This is a genomic window from Allobosea sp. GW821-FHT10B12, from assembly GCF_059415545.1.
In genome coordinates, this window is sequence record NZ_JBWKNL010000004.1 from 132,158 (window position 1) to 149,136 (window position 16,979).

The following is a 16,979-nucleotide window of genomic DNA, read 5'->3' on the forward strand; positions in this document are numbered from 1 at the left end:
GCGGGTCCTCTCCATACTGAACGGACCCAAGCTTGAACGCAGGCAGATATATTTCTAGGCTATTGGTGCCGATATCAGTAATAACGGATGGAAATGGCTGATCATCCTCTCGACCTTGATGCTGTCCGGGCCTTCGTCCGTATTGTCGAATTGGGGAGCTTCACGCGCGCCGCCGAAGCCATGCGGACGACGCAGGCCGCGGTCAGCTTGAAGCTGAAGCGGCTCGAGGGGAGGCTCGGGTGCCGGCTCGTTGAGCGCACGCCGCGGCGTGTCGAGCTTTCGGGGCGTGGCGCGGCCTTCCTGGATCACGCCCGCGAACTCCTGACGGCGCACGATCGTGCACTCTCGGCCTTCGTCCCGGCCCGGGAGCGCCTGGCCATCGGCATCAGCGATCATGTCGCGGGGCCTGAGCTGCCGGCGCTGATCGCGCGGATGAATGCGCAGGACCCGCAGCTGGTGATCGAGATCCGGATCGGCACATCCAGCGAGTTGCTCCAGAGCTTCGATCGGCGCGAGCTCGACACGGTGATCGTGCGCCTGCATGTCGGGCGCAGCGATGGCGAGCATCTTGCGGACGAGAAATTCGGCTGGTTCGCGGCGCCGGGCTGGCAGCATCGTCCGGGCGAGCCGCTGCCGGTCGCCACCATGGCCGAACCCTGCGGCGTGCGGGTGATGGCCGGGCAGCTCCTCGACGAGGCTGGCGTGCCCTGGACGGAAATCTTCGTCGGAGGCGGGGTTACCGCGGTTGTGGCTGCCGTCACCGCCGGGCTCGGGGTCGCGGCCCTGGCGCCGCGCATGCTGCCCTTCGGCGCGGTCGATATCGGGCAAAGGCTCGGGCTGCCCGACTTGCCGCGCCTGCCGATCCTGCTTCACACGCGGGTCAGGGACGGCCGCCCGCGCGATGCGCTCGCCGCGCTTTCGGCGGCGTTCAGGAGTGTGGCGCGAAGCTAGCGGCCGCAATTGGTCCCTTGGCGCCACTTCGCGCGTTGATCAGGCATGGCGGCCGAACGGGAGGTGCGCATGACCGGCAAAACTCGAATCGATACGGCCTCGCGCCTCGTCAAGGCCTCGCCCGGCGCGGTCTACAACGCCTTCGCCGACCCCGCGGCGCTTAGCCGATGGCTGCCGCCGCAGGGAATGCGGGCCAGGATCGAGCGCTTCGAGCCGCATCCCGGCGGCAGCTATCGCATGGTCCTGACCTATGACGATCCGGCCGGTACCCCGGGCAAGGCCAGTGCAGACAGCGATATTGTCGAGGGTCGCTTCATCGCGCTCGACCCCGGCGAGCGCATCGTCTGGGAGGTCGGCTTCGTCTCGGACGATCCGGCCTTCGCCGGTACGATGACGATGACCTGGCGCTTCAAGGCAGTGCGCGATGGCACCGAGGTGACGATCCTCTGCGAGAACGTCCCGGCCGGCATCGGCAAGGCGGATCACGATGCCGGTTTGCGCTCGACGCTGGAGAACCTCGCCCGCTTCATTGAAAACGCCTGATCAAGCGACCGGCCCGGCCTCGGCGAGCAGCCGCTCGAAGGCAGATGGCGTCGTGCGCGAACGCCAGGCGGCGATCAGCCTGTCGGCATTGAGCTCGGGTGGCATCGCTGAATCCAGCTCGGCATCGTAGCGGCAATAGCTATGGATCTGATGGAAGTCGCGGCGGGCATCGCCGATCCGCCGGTCGCCGCGTGCGATTTCGCGACGCTCCATCTCGACGAGCTCGCAATGCAGGCCGACGAAGAAGACATCCTGCCCGGCAAGCAGCCTGATCAGTCGCAGCAACCATTCGCGGCTTTCCATGATGTGCTCGACGATCAGGTTGTTGCCGCAGCGGGCATAGGCCAGCAGCGACTGCTCGAAGCCGTCGAAGAAGGCGTCGCGCATAGTCGCCCACTGGAACTCGCCGCTGCGGATGCGCGCCGTCGGCAGCACGCCGGAATCGCGCAGATGGTCGATCGAGATGTGCCAGAACGGTTCCTGGATCCGGGCCTGCACGGCACGCGCCAGCGAGGATTTGCCGCTGCTGGAGGCGCCGTTGAGCAGGATGATCTTGCCGGGCGGGCGCGGAGCGTCGGGCATGGTCGTCCTCACGCCCGCTTCTGGCAGCTCTCGCAATAGAAGGTCGAGCGGCCGGACTGCACCAGCCGCTTGACCAGATGGCCGCAGCCCGGCGTGACGCAAGGCTCGTCCTCGCGGTCATAGACCTTGAAGCGGTGCTGGAAATAGCCGAGCGAGCCGTCGGCATGGGCGAAGTCGCGCAGGGTCGAGCCGCCGGCCGCGACCGCCTCCTCCAGCACCTCGCGGATGATCCCAGCCAGCAGATGCGCCTTCTCGCGCGGCATCCCGGTCGGCGTCGCCAGCGAGCCGGCCTCGGCCTCCGGGTGCAGGCCGGCGCGGAACAGCGCCTCACAGACATAGATATTGCCGAGCCCAGCGATCAGGCGCTGGTCGAGCAAGGCCGCCTTGAGCGGCGCGATCTTCCCGGAGAACAGCCTGGCCAGCAATTCGCCGGAGAGTTCATTGCCGAGCGGCTCGATGCCCATCCCGGCGAAGTGTTTCGACGTCTCCAGTCCGGCGCGGGGCAGCAGATCCATGAAGCCGAAGCGGCGGACGTCGTTGTAGGTGACGCGGGCGCCCGAGCCGAGATGGAAGACGACATGGTCGTGGACGAGGTGCCGGCCGATCTCGTTGTAATAGGCGCCGGGCTCGGTCGGCGGCGTGCCGGGCGCCTCGACGATGAAGCGTCCGCTCATGCCCAGATGCATCACCAGCGCCTGCCCATCGTCGAGATCGGCGATCAGGTATTTCGCCCTTCGCGACAGCGCATCGACCCGTCGCCCGGTCAGGCGCTCGGCGAAGCGCTCGGGCAGGGGAAAGCGCAGATCGGGCCGGTTCTGCTCGACGCGCGCGAAGCGCTCGCCGAGCATGGCGGGCTCCAGTCCGCGCCGGACGGTTTCGACCTCGGGAAGTTCAGGCATGGCATCGGCTCTTCAGCATGCGTCGAGAGGGCCCGCGACAACGGCCCAGCCTTTCGCTATTCATCGCCTCACCCGAACACAAGAGCGGCCCAACCGTGACAGCAGCCTCCGACACCACCCATTTCGGCTTCGAGAACGTGCCGCTCGGCGAGAAGCAGGCCAAGGTTGACGACGTCTTCCACAAGGTCGCCGGTCGCTACGACCTGATGAACGACCTGATGTCGGCCGGGCTGCACCGCGCCTGGAAAGAGGCGCTGCTCACCGCGTTGAAGCCGCCGCGCGACCGGGCCTTCCACCATCTCGATGTTGCCGGCGGCACCGGCGACGTCGCCTTCAAGGTGTTGGAGGAGGGCGGGCCGCAGACCGACGTCACCGTGCTCGACATCAACGCCGAGATGCTCGCCGTCGGCCGCGAGCGCGCCCAGAAGCGCTTTCCCGATGATGAGCGCATCCGCTTCGTCCAGGGCAATGCCGAGGAGCTGGCGCTGCCGGACAATACCTTCGACGCCTATACGATCGCCTTCGGCATCCGGAACGTGCCGCGCATCGAGAAGGCGCTGGCCGAGGCCTATCGCGTGCTGAAGCGTGGCGGCCGCTTCCTCTGCCTCGAATTCAGCCATGTCGACGTGCCGCTGCTCGACAAGATCTACGAGGCCTATTCCTTCAACGTCATCCCGCCGATGGGCAGGATGGTGACAGGCGAGGCCGAGCCCTACCAGTATCTGGTCGAGTCGATCCGCAAGTTCCCGCGTCCGCAGGTCTTCGCCAACATGATCGCCGAGGCGGGCTTCCGCCGCGCCAGCTTCACGCCGATGACCGGCGGGGTGGTGGCGCTGCATTCCGGCTGGAAGCTGTGATGGGCCTTTCCCCGTCATGCTCGGGCTTGACCCGAGCATCTCTGGAAGGGAGCCCCTTTCGGCCTGAGATGGCCGGGGCGAGCCCGGCCATGACGGCTGGGGCCGCCCACGCATGATCTCCGCGCTTGCCCATCTCGCCCGCTCGGCGCGGGTCGGCTTCGTGCTGGCGCGCGAGGGTGCGCTCGCACTCGTCGACCCCTCCGTGCTGCCGCCGGCGGCGCGGGCGCTGATCGCGCTCGGCCGCCTGATCGAGCGGCGTGGCGCCGGCTCCTCCGCCACCCGCCTCGCGGCGGCGCTGACCCGGCTCGGCCCGTCCTATGTCAAGTTCGGCCAGTTCCTGGCGACCCGGCCCGATGTCGTCGGCATGAAGATCGCCGAGGACCTTTCGGCCCTGCAGGACCGGATGGCGCCCTTCCCGATGGCGCAGGCACGCGCTGCGATCGAGGCCGCCCATGGCGAGCCGGTCGAGGCGATCTTCGCCGAGTTCGGCGAACCGGTCGCGGCGGCCTCCATCGCCCAGGTCCATCGCGCCCGGCGCAAGGACGGCACCGAGGTCGCGGTGAAGATCCTCAGGCCCGGTATCCGCGACCGCTTCCACCGCGACCTCGCTTCCATGCGCTTCGGTGCTCAACTCGCCGAGAGCCGCTCGCCCGAGGCGCGGCGCCTGCGCTTCGTCGCCATCGTCGAGACCCTGGCGCGCTCGGTCGCGATGGAGATGGATCTTAGGCTGGAAGCCGCGGCCCTCTCGGAATTTGCCGAAAATACCAAGGAGGACACGGATTTCCGTGTGCCGGTGCCGGATTGGCAGCTCACCGCGCGCGAGATCCTGATCGACGAATGGATCGACGGCATCCGTCTCTCCGATGTCGAGGCATTGCGCGCCGCCGGTCACGACCTGCCGGCGCTCGGCCGCAACGTCATCCAGTCCTTCCTGAAGCATGCGATCCGCGACGGCTTCTTCCATGCCGACATGCATCCGGGAAATCTGTTCGTCGATGCGCAAGGCCGCTTGGTCGCGGTCGATGGCGGCATCATGGGCCGGCTCGGTCACAAGGAGCGGCGCTTCCTCGCCGAGATCCTGTTCGGCTTCATCACCCGTGATTACCGGCGCGTTGCCGAGGTACATTTCGAGGCCGGCTATGTCCCGCCGCATCACTCGGTCGATGATTTCGCCCAGGCGATCCGGGCCGTCGGCGAGCCGATCCACGACCGGCGTGCCGACGAGATCTCGATGGCGAAGGTGCTGACGCTGCTGTTCGAGATCACCGGCCTGTTCGATATGGCGACGCGCACCGAGCTCGTCATGCTGCAGAAGACCATGGTCGTCGTCGAGGGCGTCGCCCGCTCGCTCGATCCGCATCTCGACATGTGGACCACGGCCGAACCGGTGGTGCGTGACTGGCTGACCCGCAATCTCGGCCCGATCGGCCGCATCGAGGATGCTGGCCGCAGCGTCAGGACGCTGGTCGGCAGTCTCGCCAATTTGCCGGAGACGGTTGGCCGGGCCGAGCGTGTGCTCGGCCAATTCGAAGACTCCTCGCGTCACGGTTTCGCGCTCGACGAAGCCAGCGTGCAGGCGATCGGCCGGGCGGAAGCGGCCCGCAATCGCTGGGGCAACTGGGCGCTCTGGCTGATCGCGGCGCTGCTCGCCTGGATCGTGTTCTTCGACTAGCGCGAGACAGACGCTTCAACAGGGCGCGATTGGAAACCATTTGAGCGGTTTGCGCTTTACAAGCATCGGCCCCTCGGGATTCCTTTACGGCAAGGCCGGGGCTGACTTCGCATGATGGGTGCACGCGCCTGAGCGACAGCGACCAAAGAGCCGGTTTCTTCAGGTTGCGTCGTTCAGGAGTCGCGTCATGTATCGCCTTCTCGGCATTCTCGCTTTCCTATGCGCGTCATTTGCCGGCCTCGCCTCGGCGCAGGCCAAAGTCGATGTCCGCGTCGACATTGCCAACCAGCGCATGAGCGTCACCACCAGCGACGGCGAGGTCCACAACTGGGCGATCTCCTCCGGCCGCAAGGGCTTCCGCTCGCCCAACGGCGTCTATCGCCCGACCCGGCTCGAGCGTAGCTGGTACTCGCGCAAATATGGCGGCGCGATGCCTTATGCCGTGTTCTTCCGCGGCGGCTACGCCATCCATGGCACGACAGCCGTCGGCGCGCTCGGCCGCCCAGCCTCGCATGGTTGCATCCGCCTGCACCCGGCCAACGCCGCCAAGCTCTTCGCGCTGGTCAAGAAGCATGGTTCCGGCAGCACCCGCATCGCGCTGAACGGCGCCACGACCGACAACCTCTCGCGCTTCGCCAAGGCGTCGTCGGGCTCGAAGCACAAGGTCGCCAAGGCCAAGATCAGGACGCAGAAGGCTGTGGAGACGGCCAAGCAGCAATACCGTGATGCTCCGGCCTGGGGTGAAGCGCGCGGGCAGATCCTGCTCAGGCCGGCCATGCCTGCCGGCGCGATTGGCTTCCAGCCGTTGTCGGGGCCGGGTTGGCGCTAGCTAGACCGTCTCGGCGGCGATCCGCACCCAGCCTTCCAGCGTCTCGCCGGGCTGAAGCCGGGTGAGCGGCGAGGCTTCGCGCACGATCCGCTCGCTTGGCGCGCCGGCGGCATGGCTCTGCGGCTCGACGCAGAGGAAATCGGCGCCGGCCGGAGCCCAGGCCACCGGGCAGCGCAGGCTCTCGCTCGCGCTCAGCGTGATGGCGAGGCCGGTCGAGGGCGTCTCGATCCGGGCCGTGCCGTCCCAGCCCAAAAAGCTCCAGGCGCTCTCGGCGCCGGTGGCGAAGACCGGGCTATCGGCATAGGGGCCGCCATCGGCAAAGGCTTGCGTGCCGGTAGCGCGGAATTTGCCGCCGAAGATCAGCGCGCCGGTCGCGATCATGGAGAGATGGGTATCGGCGGCGCAGGGAAACCAGGGATGCAGGCCCATGCCGAACGGTAGGGCCTTGTTGGCCTCGTTGGTCAGCGAGAGCATGACGGTCATACCAGTCTCGTCGAGGCGGATCTCCTGTTTCGCCAGGTAGCGATAGGGATCGGGACCAGTCGTACGCCTGTGCGCCAGCACGGTATGACCGCTATCCTGCCGCTCCACCTGCCAGGCGGACTGCCAGCCGAAGCCGTGGATCGTGCCGGAGGGGTCGTTGGCCGGCACGGTGAAACGGGTGAGGCCGTCGTCGACCAGGCTGTCAAAGGCTCGGTTGGCGAAAGGCAGCATCGCCCAGGCGCCGAACTTGTTGGGCGCTTGGGTCTGCGGCGTGAGCCCGGCCGGCGCGTGCAGCAGCGGATGCGTCTTGCCGTCCGGCCCCTGCCAGTCCAGCGCAGCGATCATCCCGCCGGCCTCGGGCGCGATGCGGGCCGTGTAGCGGCCAGATGAGAGCGTGAGCATTCCGGTGGTCCTCAGGCGATCAGGGGCTGCAGCAGGCTCTGCATGGCGCGCATCCGCGGCAGGAAGTTCGTCTCGATCTCGTCTCGACCGGCATGCTGGACCTGGGCCGAGAGGTTGAAGGCAGCGACGGTCTCGCCGCGGCTGTTGCGCAGCGGCATCGCGACCGAGATCAGCCCGAGTTCGAGCTCCCGGTCGACGATGGCATAGCCTTGGCTACGGACCTCGGCGAGGAGGCCCATCAGCGCCTCGGGATCGGTCACCGTCTGCGGAGTCAGCGCCTTGGGGTTGCCGGCGATGATGCGCGCCCGCGCATCATCGGGGTCGCGGGCCGCCAGCAGGATGCGCCCCATGGAGGTGCAGAAGGCCGGCAGGCGCGAGCCGACCGAGAGGCCGACCGACATGATCCGCTTCTGTGCCGAGCGGGCGATGTAGACGATCTCATGCCCGTCGAGCAGCGAGGCGGAGGAGGATTCGTGCGTCTCCTCCGACAGCCGCTCCAGGAAAGGCTGCACCAGCTGCGGCAAAGCGGTCGAAGACAGCCAGGCGTAGCCGAGACGCAGGACGCGCGGTGTCAGCCGGAAGAACTTCCCGTCGAATTCGGCATAGCCGGTCCGCGTCAGTGTCAGCAGGCAGCGGCGTGCCGCCGCGCGCGAAAGGTCGGTGGCGCGGGCGACATCGGCGATGGTGAGCCTGTCATGGCCAGCATCGAAGCACTCGATCACGGCCAGACCCTTCTCGAGCGCGGCCATATGGTCGGGCGAGGCGGGAGTGGCTGGGATGCTTGCACCCTGCACGGTTCGCTTCTATAAAAAGTTCGAAAAACAGAACTATGTGCGATAATCGCACAATCAGAGGAAATGCGTCAAGGTGACGAACTCTGTCTTTCCGGATGGTGGAAGCTTCCGATCGCTCGGCGCGCCGCGCACCATGCGCAGGCGACCCTTGCGCTTCGTCGCGGCCCTGGCGGAAACTCCCGGGCCATCCGTGGAGGGGCTCGCCGTCCTCCGCGCCTGCACCTGCAACACCCTAGGAGTGGCGGCATGAGTCTGGTCTACCCGCGCAACGGGCTGCAAGCCCATCCGCTCAACAACTCGCCGGATTATCGCAGCACCTTGAAGCGGGCGCCGTCGCAGCCGCTGATCCTCTTGCCGCATACCTTGTCCGAGACCACCGGTCCGGTCTTCGGCCATGTCGCGGTCTCGGACATCGACAGCGACCTGACGCGGCGCCATGCCGGCGAGCCGCTCGGCGAGCGCATCATCGTCACCGGCCGCGTCCTCGATGAGGATGGCCGGCCGGTGCCGAACACGCTGATCGAGATCTGGCAGGCAAATGCCGCCGGCCGCTATGTCCATGTCCGCGACCAGCATCCGGCCCCGCTCGATCCCAACTTCACCGGGGCGGGGCGCGCCGTCACCGATGCCGATGGGCGCTATCGCTTCGTCACCATCAAGCCCGGCGCCTATCCCTGGCGCAACCACCACAATGCCTGGCGGCCGGCGCATATCCATTTCTCGCTGTTCGGGCCGAGCTTCCTCTCGCGCGTGATCACCCAGATGTATTTTCCCGGCGATCCGCTCTTCCGTTTCGACCCGATCTTCCAGTCGATCACCGATGAGCGGGCCCGAAACCGGCTGATCTCGCGCTTCGACATCGACACCACCGAGCCGGAATGGGCGCTCGGCTACCAGTTCGACATCGTGTTGCGCGGCCGCGAGGCGACGCCGACGGAGGAACCGCATGAGCACTGACAAGCCCGATGGTCTCACCCCGTCCCAGACCATCGGACCGTTCTTCGCCTATGCGCTGACGCCGCGCGCCTATGGCGGGCCAGAACTCGCCACCGAACAGGTGGCTGGCGAGGGCGTCACCGGCGAACGTATCCGCATCGAGGGTACGGTCTTCGACGGCGACGGCGCCCTGGTCGGCGATGCGATGATCGAGACCTGGCAGGCCGATGCCGAAGGGCGTTTCCACGCGGCCGGCAATGCCGGCTTCACCGGCTTCGGCCGGATCGAGACGACCGCAGACGGGGCCTTCTTCATCGAGACGATCCGGCCGGGCGCCTTGCAAGAGCCGAACGGGACGAAGCAGGCGCCGCACCTGACCGTCTCGGTCTTCGCTCGCGGCCTGCTGATCCGGCTGGCGACGCGGATCTATTTCGACGATGAGGCCGCCAATGCGCAGGACCCGGTTTTGGCGCTGGTGCCGGCGGAGCGCCGCGGCACATTGATCGCCAGGCGCGGCGCGGACGGCGTCTTCCGTTTCGACATCCGCCTGCAGGGTGAGGGCGAGACCGTCTTTTTCGACATCTGAGCCCTTGCTTCGGGCTTGACCGGACCGCGCCGGCTAGGGAGATTCCCGGCCCTTTCGCGACGCCTTGACTTAGATGATGGTCGAGGCCAGCACCCTGCCGGAGCCTGCCATGCCCAACCCCCTGATCGCGCTCGACTGGGGCACGACGCGCGCCCGCGCCTTCCTCATCGGCGAGGACGGCACGGTGCTGGCCAGGCACAGCGCTGATCGCGGCATCCAGTCGGTGCCATCAGGCGGCTTCCCGGCCGCCTTCGCCGAGATCGCCGGCGCATTCCGACAGGCGCATCCCGATGCCGCCGTGCTGCTGGCCGGCATGGTCGGCAGCCGCAATGGTTGGGTCGAGGCGCCCTATGTCGCCTGCCCTGCGGCGCCTGAGGAGATCGCGGCCGCCGGCCTTGCCGTGACGCTCGACGACGGCACGCGTGCCACCATCCTGCCCGGCCTGTCCTGTGACGAGGGCGCCTTCGACGTCATGCGTGGCGAGGAGACGCTGATCGTCGGCCTTGGGCTCACTGACGGCGTCGCCTGCCTGCCCGGCACCCATTCCAAATGGGCGCAGGTGGAGGGCGGCCGCATCACCCGCTTCGCCAGCTTCATGACCGGCGAGATCTACGGCCTGTTGCGCGAGCATTCGATCCTGTCGCGCCTGGCGAGCGAGCCGAAGGATGGCGATGCGGCCGACGGCATGCGGCGCGGGCTTGCCGCGGCGCAGCGGCCAGGCGGCCTGCTCAATGCCGCCTTCCACGCGCGCAGCGAGATTCTGGGTGGGCGCATGGAGGGCGGCGCAGTCGGCCCCTATCTCTCCGCTCTGCTGGTGGCGCAGGAGATCGAAGGCGCCCGTGCCCTGTTCGGCGGTCTCGACAATCTGCATCTCGTCGCCGACGGCGTGCTGGCTGGCAGCTATGGCCGGGCACTCGCCGCCGCCGGGCTCGATCATGGCCTGACCACGCCTGAGGATGCCTTCGTCGCCGGCGTAACGCGGCTCGCCCGGGGCAATCAGGCATGATCACCGTCTTCGGCTCGCTCAATGTCGATCTGGTCACGCAGGTCGAACGCCTTCCCGGGGCGGGAGAAACCGTGCTCGGCCCGGGCTATGCGCTGCATCCCGGCGGCAAGGGCGCCAACCAGGCGCTGGCGGCCCGTCGTGCCGGCGCCAAGGTAATCATGGTCGGTGCCGTGGGCCGCGACGGCTTCGCCGAGATCGCGTTGCGGCTCCTGGCCGAGGATGGCGTCGATCTCGCCCATGTCGCACGTGTCGAGGCGCCGACCGGTGCGGCCTTCATCGCTGTCGATATGGCCGGCTCCAACCAGATCGTGGTCGCGGCCGGCGCCAATGCGCTGGCTGATGCCGAGGCTGTCGAGGCGCTGAAGCCGGGCGAGGACGATCTGCTGCTGCTCCAGCGCGAGGTGCCCGAGGGCGAGTGCCTGCGGGCCGCACGGGCGATGCGTGCCGGCGGCGGCCGGGTGATCCTCAATCTCGCCCCGGCCGGGGAGCCGGCTCCGGAGCTGCTGGCGCTCACCGACATCCTGATCGTGAACGAGCACGAGGCGCTGATCCTCGCCGGTTCGCTCGGCTGGGCCGAGACCGAGCCCGATGCGATCGCACAGCGGGTCGACGGCGAGCGCGGCATTGCCTGCATCGTCACGCTGGGCGGCGCCGGCGCGATCGGCTGGCATGGCGGCGTCAGGCGTCGGCTCGAGGCGCCGGTGGTCGAGGCGGTCGATACGGTCGCGGCCGGCGACAGTTTCGTCGGCGCCTTCGCCGCCGCGCTGCAGGCCGGTTTCGGCTTCTCCGGTGCGCTCCAGCGCGGGCTCGCCGCCGGCTCTCTCGCCTGCACGCTCGCCGGCGCCCAGCCGAGCGTGCCGCGGCGCGAGGCGATCGAGGCGCTGGTCGGCAAGAGCTTCCTGTAGAACACGATCGATCCGGTTGACCGGCGGTTAAGCCTGGGTTCGCTCCGGAGCCCGGAACCTCGCCCGCGGCAGCCGTTTCTGCCTGCCGATTTACGCTTGGTCAGTATCTTCGCCTGCAGCCTTCCCGGCAGCGCGCGAAAGGGAAGCCGATCATGGCACGGCCAGCGGTCTTGTTCTTGGGTTTTGGCGGACTTGCCGCGCTGTTCGCGCTCGGCTCCGCCGGCACCCTCGATCGGATGGCGAGCAAGCCGCCGGCTGTCGCGAGTGCCAGCACGAGCGCCGGCGCGGGCACGCGCCCGTCCGCGACCTCCGACCGCGTGCTGGCGGTGCATGCCGACTATCGCGGCCAATATGTCGTCCATCCGTCGATCGACAACTACCGCGTGAAGATGATGGTCGACACCGGCGCGAGCCTGGTCGTTCTGACCGATCGCGATGCACGGGCACTTGGCGTGAAGCCGGACCGCGCGGCCTATTCGATCGGGCTCAGCACTGCCAACGGTGTGGTGAAAGGCGCCAGGACGATTCTGCGCGAGGTGCGTCTCGGGGACATTCTCGTGCAGGATGTCGAGGCGGTCGTGCTGCCGGCGGGTGCCCTATCGGTCAGCCTGCTCGGCACCTCCTTCCTGCGCCGGCTGCGCGGCTACGAGGTCCAGGGTGGCCGCATGGTCCTGCGCGGCTGACGAGCGGGCCTTTTATTTCCAAGCTCATACCGATGAGCTATGCCCGCCTTGCGTCCTTGCTCTGTCATGCTCAGGCTGCATTCATGTAGCCTGTGGCCTGTCCGTACCGCACGCGTCAGCTGCATGGTTTCCGCGCCGGCCTCATGGCCGGCGCTCCTCGAAGATGGATGGCCCGATGTTTCCGAAGCCCCTGCCCGAGCTCTTCCCGAACACCTTCGACTACGAATCGCTGCCGATGGTGAAGCCGACCGGCTTCCGCGAATACGATGCGCGCTGGTTCTTCGGGAAAGAGCTCAACCTGATGGGCGTCCAGGCCGTCGGCATGGGCCTGGGCACGCTGATCAGGCGCATGGGCGTCAAGCCCGAGATCGTCACCGCCCATGATTTCCGCAGCTACTCCTCCTCGATCAAGATGGCGCTGGTCACCGGCCTGATGGCGGCCGGCTGCAAGGTCCATGACATCGGCCTCGCCATGTCGCCGATGGCCTATTTCGCGCAGTTCGAGCTCGACGTGCCCTGCGTCGCCATGGTCACCGCCTCGCATAACGACAATGGCTGGACCGGCATCAAGATGGGCGCGCAGCGCCCGGTCACTTTCGGCCCGGACGAGATGGGGCAATTGCGCGACATCGTCCTCGCCGGCGATTTCGACCTGCCGGGCGGCGGCTCCTATAAGTTCGTCCCCGATTTCCCCGCCCGCTACATCGCTGACCTGACCAATCGCCCGAAGATCACCCGCAAGCTCAAGGTCATCGCCGCCTGCGGCAACGGCACCGCCGGGGCGTTCGCACCGCAGATCCTGGAAGCGCTCGGCTGCGAGGTCATCCCGATGGATGCCGAGCTCGACCACACCTTCCCGCGCTACAACCCCAATCCCGAAGACATGAAGATGCTGCACGCCATGGCCGATGCCGTGAAGCAGCACGGCGCCGATGTCGCGCTCGGCTTCGACGGCGACGGCGACCGTTGTGGCGTCGTCGACAACCATGGCGAGGAGATCTTCGCCGACAAGATCGGCGTGATGCTGGCCCGCGACCTCGGCAAGCTCAATCCGGGCGCGCAGTTTGTCGTCGACGTCAAGTCGACCGGCCTGTTCTCGACCGATCCGGAGCTGCAGAAGCTCGGCGTCAAGACCGACTACTGGAAGACCGGCCACTCCTACATCAAGCGCCGCGTCCGCGACCTCAACGCCCTCGCCGGCTTCGAGAAGTCCGGCCACTTCTTCTTCAACGCGCCGGTCGGCCGCGGCTATGACGACGGCATCGTCACCGCCATCGCCGTGATCGACATGCTCGACCGCAACCCGGATAAGTCGATGGCCGAGCTCTACGCCGCCGTGCCGAAGACCTGGGGCACGCCGACCATGGCGGCCAAATGCGCCGACGAGATCAAGTATGGGGTCAGCGACAAGATCACCAAGCGCATCGAGGCGATGCAGGCGGCGGGCGACAAGATCGCCGGCCAGGCCATCCGCGACGTCATCACCGTCAACGGGGTGCGCGTCGTCAACGAGGACGGCACCTGGGGGCTGATCCGCGCCTCTTCGAACAAGCCCGAGCTGGTCGTGGTCTGCGAGAGCCCGGTCTCGGAAGCGCGGATGCGCGAGATGTTCAAGGCGATCGACGGCGTGCTGCGCGAGAACCCGGAAGTCGGCGCCTACAACCAGACGATCTGAGCCGCAGGGCGCGGGCCGCCTTGGACGGAACGCGCCAGAGGCAGTGAAACGGTAAACCGGGACCTGCACCTGAGCCTGTCAGAGGACAGAGTCAGGCAGGGTTCCGGGTCTCCCTGCGGTCGTCCGGGGCCCCGGGGCGACGCAATGGCGCTGCGGTTGCGCTCGGGCGGAGTTACCGTCTCTCGCCTGCGGTTGCTGCCGCATTGCGGGCGCCGCTCTGGCCGGTGGTGCTGTCGAAGAAGTTCTTGGAATCGCCGAGCTGGGCACTCGGCTGGCAGGCCGGCGTGCAGGAATAGCTCTCGCGCTCGAGACCGCGCTGGACGGTCAGGATCGAATCGCTCGCCGCGCCGACACGCACCGAGGATTCCGCCAGCAGAGCACCGGTCGCGTCGAGCGCGATCAGGTTGGTGACGCCGTAGCTCTTGCCGGTGACGATCATCACGCCGTTGCGCTGGACCGTCACGTCGGCGATGGCCGGATTGCCGACGATCACCGTTTGCGCTTTCTCGGGCAGGCGCAGCACCTTGGCGTGGTCGACCGTCACCGTCACGGCGTCGGCCTTCGCTTCGCCACCGATATCGCTGTGCTCCGGGGGCGGCGCGGGGATGAGCCTTGCCTGCGCTTGTGCAGAGCCAGTCGTCATGCCGAGCCCGCCCGCTCCCGCCAATGCGGCGGCGATGAGGGCCGGGAAGCATTGGGAGAGCCGCCATCCCGGCATCGCAATGGACATGGCCGCGCCTCAAGGTTTCGAACAGGGCGAGCAAAGCCGAAAATGATGAACCAATTCCTAATGTGACGATGTTCGAGTGGCGCAGGGCTTGCCCGCTGGTCACGGAAGCCCTGTCGCGTGGCGTGAAAAGTGGATGTGGCTACATATCACGCTCGGAATGACGCAGCGTAATATTTGACGTTGCGGCTTTTAAGGCTGGAGTAGATTTACAAGTTGGGAAGTCTTATACCAGTCGTTAACTGAGGTTTCCCGCTAAAAGCATGTTAACCATCGAAGTAAGACCTATAAAATTCGGCGAATTATTCGGTCTCTTTAACCGATCGGCAAGGCCGGCTTTGTAGTGTCCGTCCTGTCGCTGACCGAAGCCACCTAGAGCGAAGGCAGCAGTCAAACGTGGTGCAAAGGAGACTACCATGAAGAACCTGTTTGCGCGCTTCGCCAAGGACGAGTCCGGCGCGACCGCCATCGAATACGGCCTGATCGCCGCCCTCATCGCCGTGGTCTGCATCGGCACCTGGCGCGCTATCGGCCCGGCGCTGAACGCCAAGTTCGCGTCGGTCCTCGCCGGCCTGCAGTAAGATCGCTTTCGGTTGTTGGGGCACTCCACGCATCGATGAGACGGGCTCCGTAGTGTCGGGCCCGTCGCTGACCGCAGCCGTATAGAGCTGAGGCAGCAGTCCAACGTGGAATAGAGGAGGCTGCCATGAAGAATCTGTTTGCGCGTTTCGCCAAGGACGAGTCGGGCGCTACCGCTATCGAGTATGGCCTGATCGCCGCTCTGATCGCCGTGGTCTGCATCGGCACCTGGCGGGCCATCGGCCCGGCGCTCGATGCCAAGTTCGCATCGGTCCTCGCCGGCCTGCAGTAAGATCTGCGGATCGCAGCACAGCCAACATGCTGCGGCGAGCGCTCCGGATCGCTCCGGGGCGCTCTTTTCTTGTCGCGTACGTCACTTGTTGTCGCGGGCGGTAAGGCTCTGGTGAGAGCTTTGTCCGATGATTCGCCGGCCCGCCGTTCCGGATGAACGCCATGTCGCTGCCGATGATCGCCGTCCTCGTCGTCTTCCCCGCTGCCATGGCCTATGCCGCTGCCAGCGATCTCGTCACCATGACGATCCCGAACTGGCTCTGCCTGGTGCTGGTCGCGGCATTCGGGCTGTGTGCCGCCGCGACGGGTTTCGGCTGGGCGGCGTCGGGTTGGCATATTGCCGCTGGGCTGGCGGTGCTCGTTCTCTGCTTTGGGCTGTTCGCCGCCGGCTGGATCGGTGGCGGCGATGCGAAACTGGCGGCGGCAACCGCCCTCTGGCTCGGTTTCGATCAGCTGTTGCCCTATCTGTTCGTCGCCTCGCTTGCGGGCGGTGTTCTGACGGTCGTGATCATGAAACTGCGGTCGGCGCCATTGCCGGCGCTCGCCAAGGCATGGCCCTGGGCGCAGCGCCTGCATGGCGTGGAAAAGGGGATCCCCTACGGCATCGCGCTCGCCGCGGGCGCTCTGGTGATCTTGCCGGACACCGCGATCTGGCGGGCCGCGGTCGGTGTCTGAGCGCTCCGATCCTGAGTGGGAACGGTCGATCCGCACAAAAAGATACCTCCGATTAACCATAAGTTGACGAATCCCGGGCCACGATCCGGCTGAGGGTCGGCGCATGCCGGCCAAGGATCGTGCGCCATGAGTCCCGCCCGCATCATCATTCTCGCCGTAGCGGTTGTCGCCGGTCTCGGTGCCGCCTTGCTGATCGGCCGGCCGCCGAAGGTCACGGCGCCCTCGGTGACGACCTACGAGCCGGCGCCGACGGTCGAAGTGCTCGTGGCGGCAACCGATATCCCGCTCGGCAACAAGCTGGCGGCTGGCGACCTGAAATGGCTGGCCTGGCCGCTGGCGAGCCTGCCCAGCGGCGTCATCCGGCGCCAGGACCTTCCCGGAGGCGAGGGCGAGTTCGTCGGGCAGATCGCCCGCGCGCCATTGTTCGGATCCGAGCCGATCCGCCCCGAAAAACTGCTCAAGGCCGATTCGGGCTTCCTCTCCGCGGTCCTGCCGCCCGGCAAGCGTGCCATCGCCATCACCACCGACAATCGCGGCGCGAACACTGCCGGCGGCTTCATCCTGCCGAACGATCGTGTCGACGTGATCCGCACGACCCGCGACGACAGCAACTCCAAGGACGGCTCTCCGCCTGTCAGCGAAACCCTGATCGCCAATGTCCGGGTGCTGGCGATCGGCCAGAGCATCCAGGAGAAGAATGGCGAGAAGGTCGTCGTCGGTGAGACCGCGACGCTCGAGCTCGACCCGAGACAGGCCGAAGCCGTGACGCTGGCCCAGAAGACCGGCAGCCTCTCGCTGGCGCTGCGCAGCCTCCAGGATGCCGGCGACAAGAGCCCGCCAAGTGCGGAGGGTGGCCTCACCCTCGTGCGCTTCGGCGTCGTCTCCAAGGCGGTGAAGCCATGAT

General features: G+C 67.2%; 20 protein-coding genes. 15 read left to right on the top strand and 5 right to left on the bottom strand.

The genetic code is table 11. The features are described from left to right. Nucleotides 1-93: 93 nt before the first annotated feature. Both AC07O0_RS15255 and AC07O0_RS15260 read left to right on the top strand, forming a co-directional pair. The gene (locus tag AC07O0_RS15255) at nucleotides 94-951 is read left to right on the top strand and encodes a LysR family transcriptional regulator (protein ID WP_494624491.1); all 858 of its coding nucleotides are present in this window, start codon (nucleotides 94-96) and stop codon (nucleotides 949-951) included. 69 nt (nucleotides 952-1,020) lie between these two features. Beyond that, the gene (locus AC07O0_RS15260) at nucleotides 1,021-1,494 is read left to right on the top strand and encodes an SRPBCC family protein (protein ID WP_494624493.1); all 474 of its coding nucleotides are present in this window, start codon (nucleotides 1,021-1,023) and stop codon (nucleotides 1,492-1,494) included. Here the strand turns inward: AC07O0_RS15260 and AC07O0_RS15265 are convergent, their stop codons facing one another. Beyond that, on the bottom strand, nucleotides 1,495-2,076 hold the full coding sequence (locus AC07O0_RS15265; RefSeq protein WP_494624495.1) for a chloramphenicol phosphotransferase CPT family protein: 582 nt from the start codon (nucleotides 2,074-2,076) through the stop codon (nucleotides 1,495-1,497). An 8-nt stretch (nucleotides 2,077-2,084) separates the two neighbouring features. Next, nucleotides 2,085-2,975 (bottom strand): bifunctional DNA-formamidopyrimidine glycosylase/DNA-(apurinic or apyrimidinic site) lyase, encoded by an 891-nt coding sequence (mutM, locus tag AC07O0_RS15270; protein ID WP_494624497.1) that lies wholly within the window; start codon nucleotides 2,973-2,975, stop codon nucleotides 2,085-2,087. Between the two features lie 95 nt (nucleotides 2,976-3,070). Between mutM and ubiE the strand changes: the two genes are divergently transcribed. The 3 genes from ubiE to AC07O0_RS15285 all read left to right on the top strand — a co-directional run bounded on the left by ubiE (nucleotide 3,071) and on the right by AC07O0_RS15285 (nucleotide 6,333). Continuing rightward, on the top strand, nucleotides 3,071-3,832 hold the full coding sequence (ubiE, locus tag AC07O0_RS15275; protein WP_494624499.1) for a bifunctional demethylmenaquinone methyltransferase/2-methoxy-6-polyprenyl-1,4-benzoquinol methylase UbiE: 762 nt from the start codon (nucleotides 3,071-3,073) through the stop codon (nucleotides 3,830-3,832). A 112-nt stretch (nucleotides 3,833-3,944) separates the two neighbouring features. After that, nucleotides 3,945-5,504, top strand: a complete 1,560-nt coding sequence (gene ubiB, locus AC07O0_RS15280) for a 2-polyprenylphenol 6-hydroxylase (RefSeq protein WP_494624501.1) — start codon at nucleotides 3,945-3,947, stop codon at nucleotides 5,502-5,504. A 187-nt stretch (nucleotides 5,505-5,691) separates the two neighbouring features. Next, nucleotides 5,692-6,333, top strand: a complete 642-nt coding sequence (locus AC07O0_RS15285; protein WP_494624503.1) for a L,D-transpeptidase — start codon at nucleotides 5,692-5,694, stop codon at nucleotides 6,331-6,333. Here the strand turns inward: AC07O0_RS15285 and AC07O0_RS15290 are convergent, their stop codons facing one another. Together AC07O0_RS15290 and AC07O0_RS15295 are read right to left on the bottom strand one after the other, a co-directional pair. Next, complete coding sequence (locus AC07O0_RS15290; RefSeq protein WP_494624505.1) at nucleotides 6,334-7,218, bottom strand: aldose epimerase family protein; 885 nt, start codon at nucleotides 7,216-7,218, stop codon at nucleotides 6,334-6,336. Between the two features lie 11 nt (nucleotides 7,219-7,229). Further along, nucleotides 7,230-7,967 (bottom strand): IclR family transcriptional regulator domain-containing protein, encoded by a 738-nt coding sequence (locus AC07O0_RS15295; protein WP_494624990.1) that lies wholly within the window; start codon nucleotides 7,965-7,967, stop codon nucleotides 7,230-7,232. Between the two features lie 291 nt (nucleotides 7,968-8,258). Here AC07O0_RS15295 and pcaH point away from each other — a divergent pair, with 291 nt between their 5' ends. From pcaH to AC07O0_RS15325, 6 genes are all read left to right on the top strand, one after another. Beyond that, nucleotides 8,259-8,969, top strand: coding sequence for a protocatechuate 3,4-dioxygenase subunit beta (pcaH, locus tag AC07O0_RS15300; protein ID WP_494624507.1), 711 nt, complete (start codon nucleotides 8,259-8,261; stop codon nucleotides 8,967-8,969). Further along, nucleotides 8,959-9,534 carry a protocatechuate 3,4-dioxygenase subunit alpha gene (pcaG, locus tag AC07O0_RS15305; protein WP_494624509.1) on the top strand — a complete coding sequence of 192 codons (576 nt, stop codon included), beginning with the start codon at nucleotides 8,959-8,961 and terminating at the stop codon, nucleotides 9,532-9,534. Before pcaH ends, pcaG begins: the two co-directional genes overlap by 11 nt. 109 nt (nucleotides 9,535-9,643) lie before the next feature. Further along, nucleotides 9,644-10,540 carry a 2-dehydro-3-deoxygalactonokinase gene (locus AC07O0_RS15310; protein WP_494624511.1) on the top strand — a complete coding sequence of 299 codons (897 nt, stop codon included), beginning with the start codon at nucleotides 9,644-9,646 and terminating at the stop codon, nucleotides 10,538-10,540. Further along, nucleotides 10,537-11,445, top strand: a complete 909-nt coding sequence (locus AC07O0_RS15315) for a ribokinase (RefSeq protein WP_494624513.1) — start codon at nucleotides 10,537-10,539, stop codon at nucleotides 11,443-11,445. Before AC07O0_RS15310 ends, AC07O0_RS15315 begins: the two co-directional genes overlap by 4 nt. Nucleotides 11,446-11,597: 152 nt before the next feature. After that, nucleotides 11,598-12,128 carry a retropepsin-like aspartic protease family protein gene (locus AC07O0_RS15320; RefSeq protein ID WP_494624515.1) on the top strand — a complete coding sequence of 177 codons (531 nt, stop codon included), beginning with the start codon at nucleotides 11,598-11,600 and terminating at the stop codon, nucleotides 12,126-12,128. Between the two features lie 175 nt (nucleotides 12,129-12,303). Then, on the top strand, nucleotides 12,304-13,803 hold the full coding sequence (locus AC07O0_RS15325) for a phosphomannomutase/phosphoglucomutase (RefSeq protein WP_494624517.1): 1,500 nt from the start codon (nucleotides 12,304-12,306) through the stop codon (nucleotides 13,801-13,803). Between the two features lie 172 nt (nucleotides 13,804-13,975). Here AC07O0_RS15325 and AC07O0_RS15330 read toward each other — a convergent pair whose 3' ends face one another. Next, the gene (locus AC07O0_RS15330; RefSeq protein ID WP_494624519.1) at nucleotides 13,976-14,533 is read right to left on the bottom strand and encodes a pilus assembly protein N-terminal domain-containing protein; all 558 of its coding nucleotides are present in this window, start codon (nucleotides 14,531-14,533) and stop codon (nucleotides 13,976-13,978) included. A gap of 413 nt (nucleotides 14,534-14,946) precedes the next feature. Between AC07O0_RS15330 and AC07O0_RS15335 the strand changes: the two genes are divergently transcribed. From AC07O0_RS15335 to cpaB, 4 genes are all read left to right on the top strand, one after another. Next, on the top strand, nucleotides 14,947-15,111 hold the full coding sequence (locus AC07O0_RS15335) for a Flp family type IVb pilin (protein WP_454028967.1): 165 nt from the start codon (nucleotides 14,947-14,949) through the stop codon (nucleotides 15,109-15,111). Between the two features lie 125 nt (nucleotides 15,112-15,236). Continuing rightward, a complete protein-coding gene (locus tag AC07O0_RS15340; RefSeq protein ID WP_494624521.1) occupies nucleotides 15,237-15,401 on the top strand; it encodes a Flp family type IVb pilin in 165 nt (54 codons plus the stop codon). Between the two features lie 161 nt (nucleotides 15,402-15,562). Next, nucleotides 15,563-16,075, top strand: coding sequence for an A24 family peptidase (locus AC07O0_RS15345; RefSeq protein ID WP_494624523.1), 513 nt, complete (start codon nucleotides 15,563-15,565; stop codon nucleotides 16,073-16,075). A 126-nt stretch (nucleotides 16,076-16,201) separates the two neighbouring features. Beyond that, on the top strand, nucleotides 16,202-16,978 hold the full coding sequence (cpaB, locus tag AC07O0_RS15350) for a Flp pilus assembly protein CpaB (protein WP_494624525.1): 777 nt from the start codon (nucleotides 16,202-16,204) through the stop codon (nucleotides 16,976-16,978). Nucleotide 16,979 lies beyond the last annotated feature (1 nt).